Genomic DNA, 17,087 nt, shown 5'->3' with positions numbered 1-17,087 from the left:
TCAGTTAACAGTTCAATACAGTTACGGCTGTGTGGCGTGCGTGACCGGCTTGTCGCCTTTGTGGCGGTTCAGATAGCCGATATTGTTGTTGCCCCACAGCGATTCATACGGCATACCAGCCAGCATTTCGACCGTTGCCCGCGCCTGCGGCGTAATTTTCTCCGGCACAGGACGCCCGGCTTCACGCATTTTCAGCGTCTCTTCCCGCAGCACGCTGTGCGTTTGCAGGTTGAGTTTAAAGCGCAGAGAAACCAGGAAGCCCAGCGCCAGCACGCCCACGGTGCCGAAGCTCAAAATCATCAGAATCGTGTGGCTAACGCTCGGTGCCTGTACGCTCTGGCCGGACACAAAGCCGGAGAGTTGTAACACCACGCCCACCAGCATCACCGCACCAGCCTGAGAGGCTTTGCGAGTCAGCGTCATAATCCCAGCGAAGATCCCTTCGCGACGCTGCGCGGTGATCACTTCATCCACATCTGCGATGTAAGTGTAGGTGTTCCACGGCACGTAGTTGATCCCGCCGCGCCCGATGCCAGCCAGCGCAGAAATCAACAGCAGCAGAGAGAAGGTGTCATGCATACCGCTGTACCACAGGACGGCGTAGGAAAGCGCACTCACACCAAACAGGCACACGACCAAACGGTAAGATGGGGCTGGTCCAAAGCGGATGCACAGCGGGATCATGCCGATCACCGAGATAAATTGCAGAATCGCCATCGTTCCCATCAGGTTAGACGCCATGGTCGGGCTTTGCATCAGCACAAAGACCACGTAATAAGTGAACACAGCGTTAAACACGTCCTGCGCGATATACCCGCCCAGATACATCCCAAGATGCTGACGGAAAATGCGAATACGCAGCGTGGAAACCAGCTCGACGTTCAGCCGTTTCAGGCTTTGGCCTAACGTCAGAGACTGGCGCTCTTTCTCCGCCCGCAGCGATGCTTCCGACATCTGATCGCGTGGCCGTTCCCAGGTAAAGAAATAGACTAGCGTCAGCACCAACGCGCAGATAACGGAGAACACCAGACTCGAATAGAAGAAGGAAATCGCGTTGTCTTTACCAAAGTAGCCCAGCAGAATGCCCGGCAGGAACGCGGCCAAAATCGCGGACAGCTGCGCCAGCGCGATACGTGCGCCAGAGAACTTGGTCTTCTGTTTGAAATCGTCGGTCATTTCCGGCACCAGCGTTTCATACGGCACCAGCACCATCGTATACACGACATCGAACAGCAGGTACGTCAGCAGATAGTACCAATAGCTCATATCCCCGACCCACATGAAGCTGTAGCTGAACACGAAGGGAATACCGAGCAGAATAAAGAACTTGCGGCGGCCAAAGCGTTTGCCCAGCCAGGTTGAACCGAAGTTATCGGTCAGGAAGCCCATCAGCGGGCTGACGACGGCATCAAGCACACGCGCCATCGCAAAAATAAACGTTGCCTCAATCGGCGTTAAGCCACAGAACGTGGTGTAAAAATAGAGTAACCAAGCGGCCGTCAGCGCCGTTGTACCAGCACCGAGAAAGTCCCCTGAACCGTAGGCTAAATAGTTAGCCAAACCGATCTTACGCGTTTTCATCGCCATCCTTCCCCGAACATTTTTAATTATGAAGGTGTCACGCTGATACGGTAGCGCCCGGCGATCGTGAAAACCTTTGCGCTTTTGCCACCACGCGCCCCACGCTGGCAGCACAGGGAAGATTGGTGCGATCCGCTTCAAAGATTTTATAAAAAGCCATTTTAACTGAACGAAACCAACAGTTCGTTTATGGCGATCACAGGATAGAAGATAGGAAGTCAGCAGGAAGAAAGGCAGCATCGCCAACGGACGTTGCCTCATGATGTCTTGAAAAATGGCGCTTTTTTAGCAGAGATTAGCGCTATTCAGCGTGCTGCAACCGCCACAGGAAGGTTTGCCGTGCGTGGGCTAAACGCGGCTGGCGCAGTGCACCCGGCACCCAGGCCAGATAGTAATCCAACTGCGTTGTGCCGACAGGAGGCGGAATAATGGCAAGCTCCCCCGTATCCAGCAGATCCTGACATAAATACACCGGCATCACCGTCCAGCCAAATCCACTGGTCAGCACGCGACGCAGCGCACGCAAATCCTGACTCACCACGGCGGGCACCAGTCCCTTCTCCTCCATGCGATTCTTCTTCAACCAGTGATCGATCAGCGGAAATTCAAGGTCATACGCCAGCATCGGTTCCTGTGCCAGCGCCTGCGGCAGATCGCCCGTCTGCAATAGCCGTTCGACAATCGCGGGAGCCGCCACCGCTTGTAGTGTCGCACTCTTTAACAGATCGCTTTTCAGCCGTTTATCCGTCACCGGATGCGCCGTTATGCCCAAATCACAATGCCCTTCCAGCAGCATCTGTTTAATCAAATCACCGTCGCCGGTATGCATATGCACCCGTACGCCCGCTTCAAGCAACGGCAATAGCTGTTCCGACACCACTTCAGCCATGAAGTCCGCATGACCAATGATATGCAGCGTCCCTGAGACGTCCATTGACCTCGCGCGGGCAGAGGCCAGCGCCGCCTCAGCCTCATCGAGCTTGTCCCCCAGATCCGCCGCTAAGTCGTCTGCCGCTGACGTTGGCGTCACGCCATTAGCCTGACGTTCAAAAAGCCGTCGCCCCACCGCCACCTCCAGCCCGGCAATGTGCTGCGACACCGCCGGCTGGGTCAGATTGAGCGCGCGCGACGCTCCGCTAATCGAGCGCTGCCGATAGACTTCCACAAACGTGCGTAGACGGATGAGTGACATACAAGACCTATAGGTATTTATACCCTAAATAATTCGAGTTTCAGGAAGGCGGCAAGAGAGCGAATCCCGATGAGCTTACTCAGGTAAGTGATTGGGGTGAGTGAACGCAGCCAACGCACATGCAACTTGAAGTATGACGGGTATGGGACATAAAATTATTTATACCCCTAGAATAATAATCTTGTTGGCGGACGGATCAACCCCTGCCGTATCCTTTATCCCATCTTGAGTGACCCGGAAACCCCGGCTAACTTTCTGTTTTCTCTGGTACTCGACGACTAAAAGGGGACAAAACATGTCGACACAACAATCCAAAAAGGATTTACAAGCCATCCTGAATACGATGAAGTGTGCTCACATTGCATCTGGCCCAGCCGATGCCGCGCTGCGTCAAGATCGCTTACAGCGCAGCATCAACCTGCTCCGTGAAAACCATGCGGCGCTCGCGCAGGCCATGAGTGATGATTTCGGTCATCGTAGCCTGTATCACTCGTTAGCTGCCGACATCGGCATCACGCTGAACATGCTACAGAACGCCATCGACAACGTTGAACGCTGGATGCAGCCAGAACCCGTGGATGAACCTGCTCCCGGCATGCAGGCGTGGATTCAGCATCAGCCTCTTGGCGTGATCGGCGTAATCAGCCCGTGGAACTTTCCGGTAAACTTGTCATTCGGCCCGCTGGCTGACATTTTTGCCGCCGGTAATACCGCGATTCTGAAACCGTCAGAACTCACGCCGCGTACGTCTGAACTGCTGGCGGAACTGATTGCCCACTATTTTGATCCGCTGGAATTGGCAGTGGTGCTGGGTGATGCAGAAATTGGTCAGACATTCAGCGAACTACCGTTCGATCATCTGGTCTTCACCGGCAGCACCGCCGTTGGGAAACATGTGATGCGCGCCGCGGCAGAGAATCTGGTGCCGGTCACGCTGGAGCTGGGTGGCAAATCCCCCGTCGTCATCGATTTCAGCGCAAACATCAACGAAGCCGTTGAACGCACGCTGACGGTGAAAACCTTCAACGCCGGACAAATCTGCCTGTCACCGGACTATGTTCTGCTGCCCGAAGGTCAGGAGCAGGCTTTCCGCGATGCGGCGAAAGCCTTTATGCAGAAAAGCTTCCCGACGCTACAGGCGAACCCGGATTACACGTCTATCATTGCTGACAGGCATTACGATCGACTGATTCGTATTCTGAAAGAGGCTGAACAACAGGGTGCGACTATCGTCAGTCTGGCACCGGAAGGCGAAGCGCCCTACGATGCGAAAAGCCGCAAGATTGCCCCGCATCTGGTGTTCGGCGTACATGATGATATGACGATCATGCATGAAGAAATTTTTGGCCCGCTGCTGCCGATTAAAACCTATCAGGCGGCAGAGGAACCGATTCACTACATCAACGCGCATCCACGCCCGCTGGCGGCGTATCTGTTCAGCAACGATGAAGCCATGCAGCAACGCTTCGCCAGCAGAACGACATCAGGCGCGCTGGTCATCAACGATGTGATGACGCACGTGTCTATCGACACACTTCCGTTCGGCGGCGTTGGCGCATCCGGCATCGGTGCATATCACGGCGTTCACGGATTCCGCCGTTTCAGCCATGCCAAACCGATTGTCATACAAAGTGAAGATGGCGCGTCTAACCTGACACTGCGTGCGCCTTACCATGAAAAACAAGACGCAATTGTCGCCGTACTCAAAGGCTAACTGGCAGCTATTCACCCGATCATCCTGCAACCATAGAGAGAAAAACGATGAAAATTTTAATGGTACTGACTTCTCACGACGAACTGGGCAACACAGGCAATAAAACCGGCTTCTGGCTGGAAGAGTTTGCCGCCCCTTATTACACCTTTAAAGACGCAGGAGCTGAGCTGGTGCTCGCCTCGCCTGCTGGCGGCCAACCGCCTCTCGACCCAAAAAGCGATCTGGCCGATTTTCAAACTGAACTGACGCATCGCTTTAAAGCGGACCCTGCTGCACAGCAGGAACTGGCGAATACGGTAAAACTCGATACCGTCAACGAACAGGATTTCGATGCCGTCTTCTATCCTGGCGGTCACGGCCCGCTGTGGGACTTGGCAGAATCGCCAGTCTCTATCGCGCTCATCGAAGCCTTTGTACGCGCCAACAAGCCGACCGGGTTTGTCTGCCACGCGCCGGGCGTACTGATTCACGTGAAAGCAGAAAATGGCGACGCGCTGATTAAAGGCCGCAAAGTGACAGGCTTCACCAACGGTGAAGAAGAGGCGGTTCAGTTGACGGACGTAGTGCCTTTCCTGATTGAAGATGAGTTCAAGAAACTCGGCGGCCTGTATGAAAAAGGCCCAGACTGGGCGCCGTACCTCGTTGAAGACGGCAAGCTGATCACCGGTCAGAACCCAGCAAGCTCGGAAGTCGTTGCTAAAGCGATTCTTAAGCAGTTGGCTTAATCCGCGCGATACCCCTCATTTGTCTGTGTCTAAAAAACAGAGCCGCATCACGATGCGGCTCTGTCATTAAGTACTCCGCCTCGGCATACTCAGGGGGGAGATAATATTGTATCCACCTGCTGCGCGGTTAAATCGAAACCGTAAAAGCGCTGATAGAAATCATGCGTCTCTTTTGCCATATCAATGTGCTGCATCTGCTGCGGATACAGCGTTTTTGCCAGCCAAAGAAACTGCAACGCCTGCTCCGACGTTTCCCGACACCACCAGAACATGCCCAGCGGATTCGCATAAACGCGCCCCTGCTTTACCGCCCGTAGCTGCTGCCACTGCGCATCCTGACGAATCGCCTTCGCATCCCCAGCCCGCATGGTAATAATCACATCGGGATCGGCCTGAAAAATTTGCTCAAGCGACACGGGCGCGGTTGTCACACCAGAACGACTAAACCACGGCTCTGCCACGTTGATCGCGCCACCCAGATCCATCCAGTCCTGATTCAGTGAAGGGCGTCCCGATGTCGTTAACGGATCGCCAACCGCATGGTAGACCTTCACACGCTGCTGTGACGGAATGTTCTGGATCACCTCCGTCACTCGCCTGACGTTATCCTGATAGTAGGCAGCAAAATCCTGTGCCCGACGCGATGCGTCCGGCCCCAGAACCTCACCGGTAATCAGCGTGCGTTCGACCATTGCCGCCAGCGAGTTATAGTGGAGCGGCACAATAGCGATCCCTGCCTTATTCAGCGCCTCGGCTTCAGCAACCGGCACGCTGTCAGACACGAAAAAGACCTGAGTGCGGCGAGAAATCAGCGCTTCCGTATTAATTCCCATGTTTCCGCTATGAGCGACCAGCGACGCCTGCATAATGGATGGAACAAACTGGCGGAACAGCGGCATATCGCGCACAAGTTTCGTCGTCCCGACAATACGATCGCCATAGCCGAGCATAGCCAGTATCGAGTTTTGCGCATTCCACGAGGTGGCAACCCGCTCAACCGTCGCGGGCACCGTCACAGAGCGATCGCCGTAATAGTGAATCGTCCGCGTAGCGGGTTCAGGCGTTTCCGCCTGAACCCGATGCACGCCGGAGAAACTCACCGCCAACAGCACTAACGCATTGAGCAGAAGCTCGCGATACCGCGTGGTAAGGTTACACTTCAGCATCGCACTCACCAGTCAACGGTCAGAGAAGCGCGGATTTCACGTGGTTCACCAGCAAAAGCGCTGGCTGCACTGTCAGAACCATCAGTCTTGCCGGGGAAAATTGAAGCCCAGTAACGCTCATTGGTGACATTATTGAGCGACACGCGCAATGCCGCCGGCTTATCGTACAGCTTAAAGCCGTAGCGTGTGCCCAAATCCAGCGTCACATAGCTATCAGCCCAGGTTGTGTTGGTATCATTCGCGGCACGTTTACCGGTGTAGTGGAGGTTCGCGATATAGACCAGATTAGGTGCTGATGGATGGCTATATTCCGTCAGCAGATTGGCCTGAAACTTCGGCACTCCAACCACCCGTTTATCACGCGTTGCCGCTAATGCGGTATCTTTCAGCTTCGGATCCAGCAGCGTCATGCTGCCGTAAAGGTGCAAACCAGAAAGCACTTCACCATCCGCCATCAATTCCAGACCGGTGTTAACCTGATTACCCTGCTCTTTGAATACGTTATCTGATGCGACATACGCAAAGGGGCGTTCCAAACGGAAAAGGGCCGCGTTCAGATTTAGCCCATCCCACTGCGATTTCACCCCCGCTTCATACTGGGTACTTCGGTAAGGCTTCAGCGTCTGCCCTTTATTCACCACATAATCATCTGTTGGCGCGGTACCGCCCTGCTCTAGTGAATCGGCATAAGCGACATAGGTCATCACGTTAGGTAAGGGTTTGTACATCAGCGACAGCGTTGGGCTGGTACCCGTATCACGTTGTACATCGCCATTAGAGCCAAAGGTACGGAAGGTGATCCAACTTTGGCTCACTACGCCCATGGCCGACCAGCGCTCGTTAAACGTAATGGTATCACCAGCGGTGATGGCCTGCTGGCTGGTGCGCGACGATTTATAGCGACCAGAACCCACATAAAAGCGCCCGTTACTAGGGTCGGTGTAAGTGCGTGGCGCATCAAACGCACTGGAACCTAGCGTATAGGGATTCGAATTCCCCAGCGCCGCATAGTTCGTCCACTGGTAACCCGTGGTGCTAAAGACGACGTCATGAGAAGGCCCGGTAGTATCAATATGGCCATTCAGTTGCAGCGTATTGCTCAATACCTTAAAGCGCCCGGCGGTATAAGGCTGCGTCAGAGACGTACTCACGGTGCCCTGATTGTTAGTAATGGCATTCGACAGTGAACGCATACCGCGATCGGCAGTTTGATAACCCACCCCGCCAGAGGCATACCAGTTATTGTTGAAGTAGTGCTTCAGGCGGGTGCTGGCGGTTTTCGTCACCAGATCGAGCCCCGCAAAGCTCTGCCCGTATCCCTGTTTCGTGATATCTGGTGCGCTGGGCAACTGGATAGCATTGCCATAGGAAAACCCACTCGCATAGCCCATTTCTCTGAAGCGATACTCGCTGGCATTAACTTCCAGCACCGTGTCAGGTGAGAGATTCCAGTCAAACGCGACACTGGCAAGTTGCCGTCTCAGCGTGCTGTTGCTGATACTCCCCTCGCCTTCATCGTGCAGCAGGTTGATGCGATAGCCGAACTGGTTTTCGTCACCCAGATGTCCACCGAGATCGGCATGGTCCATCGCCGCGCCTTTACCCGAATAGCCTGCGGTAAAGCGGTTCAGCGTTTGTGCCGTGGGCCTTTTCTGCGTGAAGTTAAATTGACCGGACGGGCTGGCAGGCCCATAGAGTGCGCCAGTCAGGCTGTTAATCACATCTAGCCGTTCCAGCATTTCGACTGGGAACGCCGTGGTGGAAATAATGTTTAACCCATCCAATCGGCTGTTCGCCAGCACATCGCCTTGCATACCACGGCTTTGCGGGCGGCCAACGTCAATGCCACCTCGCGCTTGCATCTGGCTGGACGCGCTGTATTTCAGGAGGTCGTTAACGTTCTTCGCCTGCTGATTGGCAATCATGGCTTCCGTCACGGTCGTGGTCGAATACGGCGTATCCAGCCTTGAACGTTTACCCAGCGGCCCGATCTCCACATCATCGGTCGCCATACCTGCGCCAGCCAGATTCGCATTCGCCTCACTATGTTCTGCCTTGACGATCATAACGTCAGCCGCTTTTGCCTTCTCGCTGACGTTGCTCGTTGCGGGTTCAGCGCTCAGTACTGGTGGAACAACCACCATTAATGCTGGTAATAACCACTGTGCTTTTTTTCTATTATTTTTTTTTGGGGCTTTCATCTGCTATGTCCCTGTTGGTCAATATAATGTCAATTATCGATATGTAAATTTTTATATATCGCCATATACTATACAGACATGACAAAAAGAAAATAAGGCGAGCCATAGAGGGATTTATTTTATAAAACTTTGAATTTTAAAAATTAAAATATAAAAACAGGGTGTAGGAAAGGTTCTACGTCGTGGGTATCAGGCATCCGCACGGCAGGAAACATGGCAAGTATAGGGCGATAAGCGTAGCGGGGATTGTCATAAAAAAATCCAGAAACGTTTTCACGCTTCTGGATTTTTATAGTTAATCACGCTGGGCGCGTATCAGGCCGCTTTCTCAGCGACCTGATAACGCCAGAAACGTCATTACTGGCCTTTAACTTCTTTCAGGCCATTGAACGGTGCAGCATCACCCAGCGCTTCTTCGATACGAATCAGCTGGTTGTATTTAGCAACACGGTCAGAACGGCTCATAGAACCCGTTTTGATCTGGCCTGCTGCGGTACCAACAGCCAGGTCAGCGATGGTGGCATCTTCAGTTTCGCCTGAACGGTGAGAGATAACAGCCGTGTAGCCTGCATCTTTCGCCATTTTAATTGCAGCCAGTGTTTCGGTCAGAGAACCGATCTGGTTGAATTTGATCAGGATGGAGTTAGCGATACCTTTATCGATACCTTCTTTCAAGATCTTGGTGTTGGTTACGAACAGATCGTCACCAACCAGCTGGATTTTGTCGCCCAGAACTTTAGTCTGATAAGCGAAGCCAGCCCAATCAGATTCGTCCAGACCGTCTTCGATAGAGACGATTGGGTACTGTTTGGTCAGATCTTCCAGGAAGTGGGTGAATTCTTCAGAGGTGAACGCTTTGTTGCCTTCGCCAGCCAGAACGTATTTACCGTCTTTGTAGAATTCAGACGCTGCACAGTCCATCGCCAGAGTGATGTCTTTGCCCAGCTCGTAGCCTGCTGCTTTTACCGCTTCAGCGATAACAGCCAGCGCTTCGGCGTTGGAACCCAGGTTTGGCGCATAGCCACCTTCGTCACCAACAGCAGTACCCATACCTTTGGATTTCAGAACTTTAGCCAGGGTGTGGAACACTTCAGAACCCATACGGATGGCTTCTTTCAGCGTTTTCGCGCCAACAGGCTGAATCATGAACTCTTGGATATCAACGTTGTTATCCGCGTGCTCGCCGCCGTTGATGATGTTCATCATTGGCAGTGGCATAGAGTATTTGCCTGGGGTGCCGTTCAGTTCAGCGATGTGAGCATACAGCGGCAGGCCTTTTGACGCAGCTGCTGCTTTAGCGGCTGCCAGAGAAACGGCCAGAATGGCGTTAGCACCGAACTGGGATTTGTTCTCAGTACCGTCCAGGTCGATCATGATCTTGTCGATGTTCGCCTGATCTTTCGCGTCTTTACCCAGTACAGCCTGAGCAATCGGGCCATTAACAGCAGCAACCGCTTTCGTTACGCCTTTGCCCAGAAAACGGGATTTGTCACCGTCACGCAGTTCCAGTGCTTCGCGAGAGCCAGTAGAAGCTCCTGATGGCGCAGCAGCCAGACCTACAAAACCACCTTCCAGATGAACTTCCGCTTCAACAGTTGGGTTTCCGCGTGAGTCGATGATTTCACGGCCGATGACTTTAACAATTTTGGACATTAGATTTTCCTCAGTACAAGTTAAACTAAAACTTTAGATAGAACTAAAACCCTAGACGAACAACGCGCGATAGCGATCGCGCGTTGCTGATATAACTCTTACTTCATCTGACGCTTCTGGTACGCGCCAGCGGCTTTCACAAAGCCGGCAAACAGGGGATGTCCATCTCGCGGCGTTGACGTGAATTCCGGGTGGAATTGGCAGGCAACGAACCAGGGATGATCGGGTAATTCAACAATCTCCACCAGTTTGCGGTCGGCGGAAAGACCAGCAACCCGTAATCCCGCCGCTTCAATCTGTTTCAACAGCATGTTGTTAACTTCATAACGATGACGGTGACGTTCGATAATCGTCTGCTCACCGTACATCTGACGCACCAGACTGCCTTCGGTCAGATGGCATTGCTGCCCACCAACGCGCATGGTGCCGCCCAGATCGCTGGCTTCATCACGGATTTCAACTTCACCGTTCTCATCACGCCATTCGGTGATCAACGCAACCACTGGGTACTTACAGTCTGGCACAAACTCCGTTGAGTTTGCGCCTTCCATCCCGGCAACGTTGCGAGCAAATTCCATTAATGCGACCTGCATACCCAGGCAAATGCCCAGATAAGGGATATTGTTCTCACGGGCGTAACGCGCCGACATGATTTTCCCTTCGACGCCACGATAGCCAAAACCGCCCGGAATCAGAATAGCGTCTAAATCTTTCAATACTTCGACGCCACGGGTTTCAACATCCTGTGAGTCGATCAGCTTGATATTTACCGTCAGACGGTTCTTCAACCCGCCGTGTTTCAGGGCTTCAATAACGGATTTGTAGGCATCCGGCAGCGCAACATATTTGCCGACCATACCGATAGTGACTTCACCGCCCGGATTCGCTTCTTCATACACAACCTGTTCCCATTCTGACAGGTTGGCTTCGGGACAGTTCAAGCTGAATCGTTTACAAATATAATCGTCCAGCCCCTGTGATTTCAATAGCGACGGGATTTTATAAATCGAATCAATGTCTTTAAGGGAGATTACTGCTTTTTCTGGCACATTACAGAATAAAGCAATTTTTGCACGCTCGTTGGCCGGCACAGTGCGGTCGGAACGGCAAATCAGCACGTCAGGCTGAATACCGATGGAAAGCAGTTCTTTAACGGAGTGCTGTGTCGGCTTGGTTTTCACTTCGCCCGCCGCCGCCAGATACGGCACCAGCGTCAGGTGCATAAACAGCGTGTGTTCGCGGCCCACTTGCACCGCCATCTGCCGAATCGCTTCAAGGAACGGCAAAGATTCGATATCGCCGACGGTACCGCCGATTTCGACCAGAACGACATCGTGGCCTTCGCCACCTTCAATGATGCGCTCTTTAATCGCGTTGGTGATATGTGGGATCACCTGAATAGTCGCGCCCAGATAGTCACCACGACGCTCTTTGCGCAGGACATCAGAGTAGATACGACCAGTGGTGAAGTTGTTGCGGCGCGACATTTTAGTGCGGATGAACCGCTCGTAGTGACCCAAGTCCAGATCGGTTTCGGCGCCGTCTTCGGTGACAAACACTTCACCGTGCTGCGTCGGGCTCATCGTGCCCGGATCCACGTTGATGTACGGGTCCAGTTTCATGATGGTAACGTTGAGGCCACGGGCTTCAAGAATAGCCGCCAGAGAGGCTGCGGCAATGCCTTTACCCAGAGAGGAAACGACCCCGCCGGTCACAAAAATATAATTAGTTGTCATGCTGAACCTGAGAGTTTAGGTTTAAAGACGATGGAGGTACCAAGACGGGAAAGTAGTATACCTGAACCTGATGAACGCCACAAATGTTCGTTTTACACAATGTGGCGATTCCAACACCCTCGAAGGTGAAGTAAAACCGCCCTCACCACAACCAATAATTACCTTTAATAACAATATAATAAACTCATTAAAATCGATAAAAATACGGTTTGTGATTAAAAATGGATTAATGGCCTATTTCCTGTTTTTTCACCTGCTGCCATGCGGCTTCCATTTCATCCAGCGTCGCCTGTTCCAGCGTTTTTCCCGATGCCGTAACGATTTGTTCTACCTCACGAAAACGACGAGTAAACTTGCGATTTGCCGCCTGCAATGCATTCTCAGCCTTGTGTCCCAAGTGACGAGAGAGATTGACTGTAGCGAACAATAAATCACCAATCTCTTCACCTAATTTTTCTTCATCGACAACGGCTTGCCGCGCCTCAAACATCACCTCATCGATCTCTTCATACACTTTGTCGAGCACCGGGCCCAGGCTGTCCCAATCGAAGCCCACAGACGAACAACGCTGCTGAATTTTTTGCGCTTTCATCAGGGCAGGCAGCGCATCTGGAATGTCATCCAACGGCGAATGACGATCTTTCTCCGCACGCTCCTGCGCTTTGGTCTGTTCCCACTTGGCCAGCACGGCATCGCTGTCCGTCAGCGTCAGATCGCCGAAAATATGCGGGTGGCGACGTTCCAGCTTGTCGCTGATGGCGTTACACACATCAGAGAAATCGAACAAGCCCTTTTCCTGCGCCATTTGCGCGTAAAACACCACCTGAAACAGCAAATCCCCTAGCTCACCGCGCAAATCATCGAAATCTTGACGGCTGATGGCATCCAGCACTTCATACGTTTCTTCCAACGTATAAGGCGCGATGGTGTCAAACGTCTGTTCCTTATCCCACGGACAACCATTTTCAGGATCGCGGAGGGTTTTCATGATGGCGAGCAGGCGCTCGACGGAGGATACGTTCATTGAGTTCTCGATTATAAAATAAACAGGAAATAATGTGCGCCAACGCCTGTATCCCACACCTTCGCGGTGAACAGTCTCTTAGCCACATTTTTATGCAGATGTAGAAATGGTTTCGTGCGCCACAATACCGCCATTTTCATGCTATCTCGTAGCACGCGCCCGACACGGGACGGCTCAAACGCCGCTCGCCCCGTGACCCTAGGCTTTCGGCGGAAATTATGTCGCTACGCGATACCTTCGTCGGTATCAGGCTTTACGGACCGCTTGCGACACGTTCCCGACGTGGCGTAAGCTTTCGCCGCATCCATGCGGCTCATCCTAAGCCTGCTATCTCCTCAGCATAATTTTTTACGCCAGAGAACAACCAACGAAGCTTACTTTCTACATCATTTGCGTCTAAAAGACAGCCACTGAAAGGAACGTTGGCAAGTGTTACGCGCCTTGCTGGCGCCGCGCGTCAATCACATCCGGAAGTTGGTTGAGCTTCGCCAGAATGCGACCCAGCACTTGCAGGTTGTAGATCTCGATGTCCATATCAATCGTTGCCAGTTGCTGCTTGGTGTCGCTACGGCTGGCGACGCCCAGTACATTGACCTTCTCATTCGCCAGAATCGTGGTGATATCTCGCAGCAACCCGCTGCGATCGTTAGCAATCACCCTCACCACCAGCGAATAGCCGCTGGAGTAGCTTTCGCCCCAGACGGCATCGACAATGCGTTCCGGCGAGCTGGCGCGCAGTTCGTCCAACTGTTCACAGTCCGCACGGTGAATCGAAATCCCCCGGCCTCGCGTGATGAACCCGGTGATCTCATCACCCGGAATCGGCTGGCAGCAGCGGGCAATGTGGTGCATCAGATTGCCTACACCTTCTACCACCACGCGGCCGTTGTCCTTCGTGTTACGTGCTGCTGGCTGATGCGATTTTTGCGTCAGCTGGCGCAGCGCTTCACGATCCAGCTCTTCCGCACTCGGCTGTTTTAGCTGTGATTGCAGGAAATTCACCATCTGGTTCAGGCGAACATCACCGCCGCCGATAGCAGCCAGTAACTCATCCAGCGAATTCACGTTGTAGCGTGGCAGCAGCAGTTTTTCCGCTGCTTTCAGGCTGACACCCAGATGCGCCAGTTCGTCATCCAGGATCTGTCGACCCGCTAGAATATTCTTGTCGCGATCTTGCTTACGGAACCAGTTCTGAATCTTCGAACGTCCGCGGCTGGTGGTGATATACCCCAGATTCGGGTTCAGCCAGTCACGGCTCGGGTTCGGTTGCTTCTGGGTGATGATTTCAATCTGATCGCCCATTTGCAGCTGGTAGGTAAACGGCACGATACGTCCGCCGATTTTCGCCCCGATGCAGCGGTGCCCGATATCACTGTGGATGTGATAGGCAAAATCCAACGGCGTGGAGCCCGTGGGGAGATCCACCACATCGCCTTTCGGCGTAAAGACATAAACCCGGTCGTCAAACACCTGGCTGCGAACTTCGTCCAGTACGTCATTCGAATCCGCCACTTCCTCCTGCCAGGCAAGCAGCTTACGCAGCCAGGCAATGCGGCCTTCGTAGCCGGAACGCCCGCCCACGGAGGTACCTTCTTTGTATTTCCAGTGTGCCGCCACGCCCAGTTCGGCATCTTCATGCATCTGCCGCGTGCGGATCTGGATTTCGAGCGTTTTCCCGCCCGGCCCTAACACCACGGTGTGGATGGACTGATAGCCGTTTGGTTTAGGGTTAGCGACGTAGTCGTCAAACTCGTCAGGCAGATGACGATAGTGGGTATGCACGATACCGAGCGCGCCGTAGCAGTCCTGCAAGCGCTCAACGACGATACGCACCGCTCGCACATCGAACAGCTCATCGAACGACAGCGCCTTCTTCTGCATCTTGCGCCAGATGCTGTAGATATGCTTGGGACGACCATAGATCTCCGCCTGCACGCCCTCTTCTTTCATCGCGTTGCGCAGCGTTTTGACAAAATCGTCAATGTACTGCGCGCGATCGATACGGCGCTCGTGCAGCAGCTTGGCGATTTTTTTATATTCATCAGGATGCAGATAGCGGAAGCAGAAATCCTCCAGCTCCCACTTCAACTGGCCGATACCCAGGCGGTTCGCCAGCGGCGCGTAGATATTGGTACACTCTTTGGCCGCCAATACCCGTTCTTCTTCCGGGGCATCCTTCACTTCACGCAGGTGCGCAATCCGCTCCGCGAGCTTGATCACCACGCAGCGGAAATCTTCCACCATCGCCAACAGCATGCGGCGGATGTTATCGACCTGCTCAGACGCGCCGGAATCATTCTGCGTCGCTTTGAGCTGGCGGATTGCATCCATATCGCGCACGCCATGCACCAAATCAACGATGTTTTTACCAAACGCGGCTTCCAGCGTCGCCTCATCGACCACGTTCGCATCGGCCAGCGGAAAGAGCAGCGCCGCGCGCATGCTGTCATTGTCCATGCTGAGCGTGGACAGGATTTCCACCATTTCAATGCCGCGCCACAGCAGTAGCGACGCATCGGCGTGATCTTGCGTTTGCTGCTCACAGTAACGCCAGGTTTCGGCTAAACGTTCACACGATTGCTGGCTGGAAATACCCAGTGAAGCAATCCACGCGTCAGGGACAAATTCACCTGCCGTATTCAAATGCGCACTTCTTACCGCAACCATAATTTCTCCCTACGTTACCCTTCACCTTGCAAACGACGCCGCTTTGCTGCCTGTTACGCCTTTCGCGTGCCGGTATCGTGCAAAAACAGTGCCATCGATTCAAGGTGACCGGTATGTGGAAACATATCCAGCATCGCGACATTCGCCAGCCTAAAACCTGCGGCCAGTAATACTTTGCTGTCGCGTGCTAGCGTCGTGGCGTTACAGGAGACATACACCACCCGTTCAGGTGCCAGTCTGGTTATCTGCTCCATAACGCCTGCCGCGCCAGCACGTGCCGGATCAAGTAATATCTTATCAAAACCCTGAGCTGCCCACGGCTGCTGCGTGACGTCATCTTCAAGATTTTGGTGAAAAAATGTGACATTGGACAGCCCATTGCGTTGGGCATTCTCGCGTCCTTTCTCAACTAACGCGGTTACCCCTTCTACACCAACGACGCTGGCGGCACGCTGTGCCAGCGGTAGCGTGAAGTTACCCATGCCACAAAACAGATCTAATATTCTATCCTGCGGTTGCACATCCAGCCATGCCAGCGCCTGCGCGACCATCTGCTGGTTCACTGCATCATTGACCTGAATAAAATCGCGCGGGCTAAAGGCCAGCGTCAGCCCGGCAACGTGATAAACCGGCTCTTCACCCTGTAGGCACGTCAGCGAGTCGGCATCCGGTGCCAGATAAACCGAAACGCCCTGCTGCTGGGCAAAATCACGCAGCGCGTGCTGATCCGATGAATGGAGTGGATCAAGGTGCCTCAGCACCAGCAGCGGACCGTTTTCCGCCTGCACCAGTTCCACATGACCAAGACGCTTCACCGCCTTTAATCGGTTCAGGCAGTCACGCAGCGGTTGCAGCAGCGCTTCAAGCTCGGGGCGCAATACCGGACAGGCGTTGATATCCACCAGATCGTGAGAATTTGACTGTCTATAGCCCATCAACAGACGCTGCTCTTTTGCCTGAAAGTATAACGCAAGCCGCGCGCGCCTCCGATAGGCATAAGGTGTTCCAGCCACCAGCGAGGCTTCCGGCAGCTCTGCGCCCGTTTCCCGCGTCATCAGGCGCATCAATGCAGCCGTTTTGCTGCTCTGTTGTAGCGTGATGTCCGCGTGCTGCTGCTGGCAACCGCCACAGCGGGTAAAATGCGGACACGCCGGCGTAACGCGCTGCGGGCTAGGCGTCAGAAGGCGTTTCAGTTTCGCATGCGAAAACTGACGCTTCTCTTCCGTCAACTGAACGTCGGCCTGCTCTCCCGGCAGTACACCCGTGACAAACACCGTCTTGCCTTCGTGACGCGCCACCCCTTGCCCAAACGGATCAAGCGACGTGACCGTAACAGTGAGGTTCTTAGCAGGAATCGCTTTCCGGGTCGTCACACGCCGGTTTGGAGAGTAGAATTGCGCCATAATGTACTATCGATTTTCTCTTGAG

11 protein-coding genes are annotated in these 17,087 nt (G+C 53.6%); 2 read left to right on the top strand and 9 right to left on the bottom strand.

Annotated features, from left to right (window positions below; translation table 11 throughout):
* Window positions 1–21: 21 nt before the first annotated feature.
* Window positions 22–1,581 carry an MFS transporter gene (locus tag LOZ86_RS04970; RefSeq protein WP_230242916.1) on the bottom strand — a complete coding sequence of 520 codons (1,560 nt, stop codon included), beginning with the start codon at window positions 1,579–1,581 and terminating at the stop codon, window positions 22–24.
* A gap of 301 nt (window positions 1,582–1,882) precedes the next feature.
* Window positions 1,883–2,773 carry a LysR family transcriptional regulator gene (locus tag LOZ86_RS04965; RefSeq protein ID WP_039486189.1) on the bottom strand — a complete coding sequence of 297 codons (891 nt, stop codon included), beginning with the start codon at window positions 2,771–2,773 and terminating at the stop codon, window positions 1,883–1,885.
* 295 nt (window positions 2,774–3,068) lie between these two features.
* On the opposite strand from LOZ86_RS04965, the gene LOZ86_RS04960 reads away from it, so the two are divergent.
* Together LOZ86_RS04960 and LOZ86_RS04955 are read left to right on the top strand one after the other, a co-directional pair.
* Window positions 3,069–4,487: a coniferyl aldehyde dehydrogenase gene (locus LOZ86_RS04960; protein WP_039513225.1), complete on the top strand. Its 1,419-nt coding sequence runs from the start codon at window positions 3,069–3,071 to the stop codon at window positions 4,485–4,487.
* Window positions 4,488–4,534: 47 nt separating this feature from the next.
* Window positions 4,535–5,212 (top strand): type 1 glutamine amidotransferase domain-containing protein, encoded by a 678-nt coding sequence (locus tag LOZ86_RS04955; protein ID WP_039486193.1) that lies wholly within the window; start codon window positions 4,535–4,537, stop codon window positions 5,210–5,212.
* 89 nt (window positions 5,213–5,301) lie between these two features.
* Here the strand turns inward: LOZ86_RS04955 and LOZ86_RS04950 are convergent, their stop codons facing one another.
* The 7 genes from LOZ86_RS04950 to rlmD form a co-directional block, all read right to left on the bottom strand.
* Window positions 5,302–6,378, bottom strand: coding sequence for an ABC transporter substrate-binding protein (locus tag LOZ86_RS04950; protein ID WP_039486195.1), 1,077 nt, complete (start codon window positions 6,376–6,378; stop codon window positions 5,302–5,304).
* Between the two features lie 5 nt (window positions 6,379–6,383).
* Window positions 6,384–8,579 (bottom strand): TonB-dependent receptor, encoded by a 2,196-nt coding sequence (locus LOZ86_RS04945; protein ID WP_039513227.1) that lies wholly within the window; start codon window positions 8,577–8,579, stop codon window positions 6,384–6,386.
* Between the two features lie 357 nt (window positions 8,580–8,936).
* The gene (eno, locus tag LOZ86_RS04940; protein ID WP_039513233.1) at window positions 8,937–10,232 is read right to left on the bottom strand and encodes a phosphopyruvate hydratase; all 1,296 of its coding nucleotides are present in this window, start codon (window positions 10,230–10,232) and stop codon (window positions 8,937–8,939) included.
* A gap of 98 nt (window positions 10,233–10,330) precedes the next feature.
* Window positions 10,331–11,968, bottom strand: a complete 1,638-nt coding sequence (gene pyrG / locus LOZ86_RS04935; RefSeq protein WP_039486203.1) for a glutamine hydrolyzing CTP synthase — start codon at window positions 11,966–11,968, stop codon at window positions 10,331–10,333.
* Between the two features lie 226 nt (window positions 11,969–12,194).
* Window positions 12,195–12,992: a nucleoside triphosphate pyrophosphohydrolase gene (gene mazG, locus LOZ86_RS04930; protein ID WP_039486205.1), complete on the bottom strand. Its 798-nt coding sequence runs from the start codon at window positions 12,990–12,992 to the stop codon at window positions 12,195–12,197.
* A gap of 432 nt (window positions 12,993–13,424) precedes the next feature.
* A complete protein-coding gene (relA, locus tag LOZ86_RS04925; protein WP_039513235.1) occupies window positions 13,425–15,659 on the bottom strand; it encodes a GTP diphosphokinase in 2,235 nt (744 codons plus the stop codon).
* Between the two features lie 53 nt (window positions 15,660–15,712).
* Window positions 15,713–17,062 carry a 23S rRNA (uracil(1939)-C(5))-methyltransferase RlmD gene (rlmD, locus tag LOZ86_RS04920; protein WP_039513238.1) on the bottom strand — a complete coding sequence of 450 codons (1,350 nt, stop codon included), beginning with the start codon at window positions 17,060–17,062 and terminating at the stop codon, window positions 15,713–15,715.
* Between the last annotated feature and the right edge of the window lie 25 nt (window positions 17,063–17,087).

Origin of the sequence: Pectobacterium parvum (assembly GCF_020971565.1) — a bacterium.
Taxonomy (GTDB): Bacteria; Pseudomonadota; Gammaproteobacteria; order Enterobacterales; family Enterobacteriaceae; genus Pectobacterium; species Pectobacterium polare.
Note: the sequence above shows the minus strand (reverse complement) of the source record. Positions and strands in the feature narration are given on the sequence as shown.

Bases quoted from the DNA above. Each gene is read 5' to 3' on its own strand.
- LOZ86_RS04945 (WP_039513227.1), bottom strand. From the start codon at position 8,579: ATGAAAGCCCCAAAAAAAAATAATAGAAAAAAAGCACAGTGGTTATTA.
- LOZ86_RS04955 (WP_039486193.1), top strand. From the start codon at position 4,535: ATGAAAATTTTAATGGTACTGACTTCTCACGACGAACTGGGCAACACA.
- rlmD (WP_039513238.1), bottom strand. From the start codon at position 17,062: ATGGCGCAATTCTACTCTCCAAACCGGCGTGTGACGACCCGGAAAGCG.
- LOZ86_RS04965 (WP_039486189.1), bottom strand. From the start codon at position 2,773: ATGTCACTCATCCGTCTACGCACGTTTGTGGAAGTCTATCGGCAGCGC.
- eno (WP_039513233.1), bottom strand. From the start codon at position 10,232: ATGTCCAAAATTGTTAAAGTCATCGGCCGTGAAATCATCGACTCACGC.
- pyrG (WP_039486203.1), bottom strand. From the start codon at position 11,968: ATGACAACTAATTATATTTTTGTGACCGGCGGGGTCGTTTCCTCTCTG.
- mazG (WP_039486205.1), bottom strand. From the start codon at position 12,992: ATGAACGTATCCTCCGTCGAGCGCCTGCTCGCCATCATGAAAACCCTC.
- LOZ86_RS04960 (WP_039513225.1), top strand. From the start codon at position 3,069: ATGTCGACACAACAATCCAAAAAGGATTTACAAGCCATCCTGAATACG.
- LOZ86_RS04970 (WP_230242916.1), bottom strand. From the start codon at position 1,581: ATGAAAACGCGTAAGATCGGTTTGGCTAACTATTTAGCCTACGGTTCA.
- LOZ86_RS04950 (WP_039486195.1), bottom strand. From the start codon at position 6,378: ATGCTGAAGTGTAACCTTACCACGCGGTATCGCGAGCTTCTGCTCAAT.
- relA (WP_039513235.1), bottom strand. From the start codon at position 15,659: ATGGTTGCGGTAAGAAGTGCGCATTTGAATACGGCAGGTGAATTTGTC.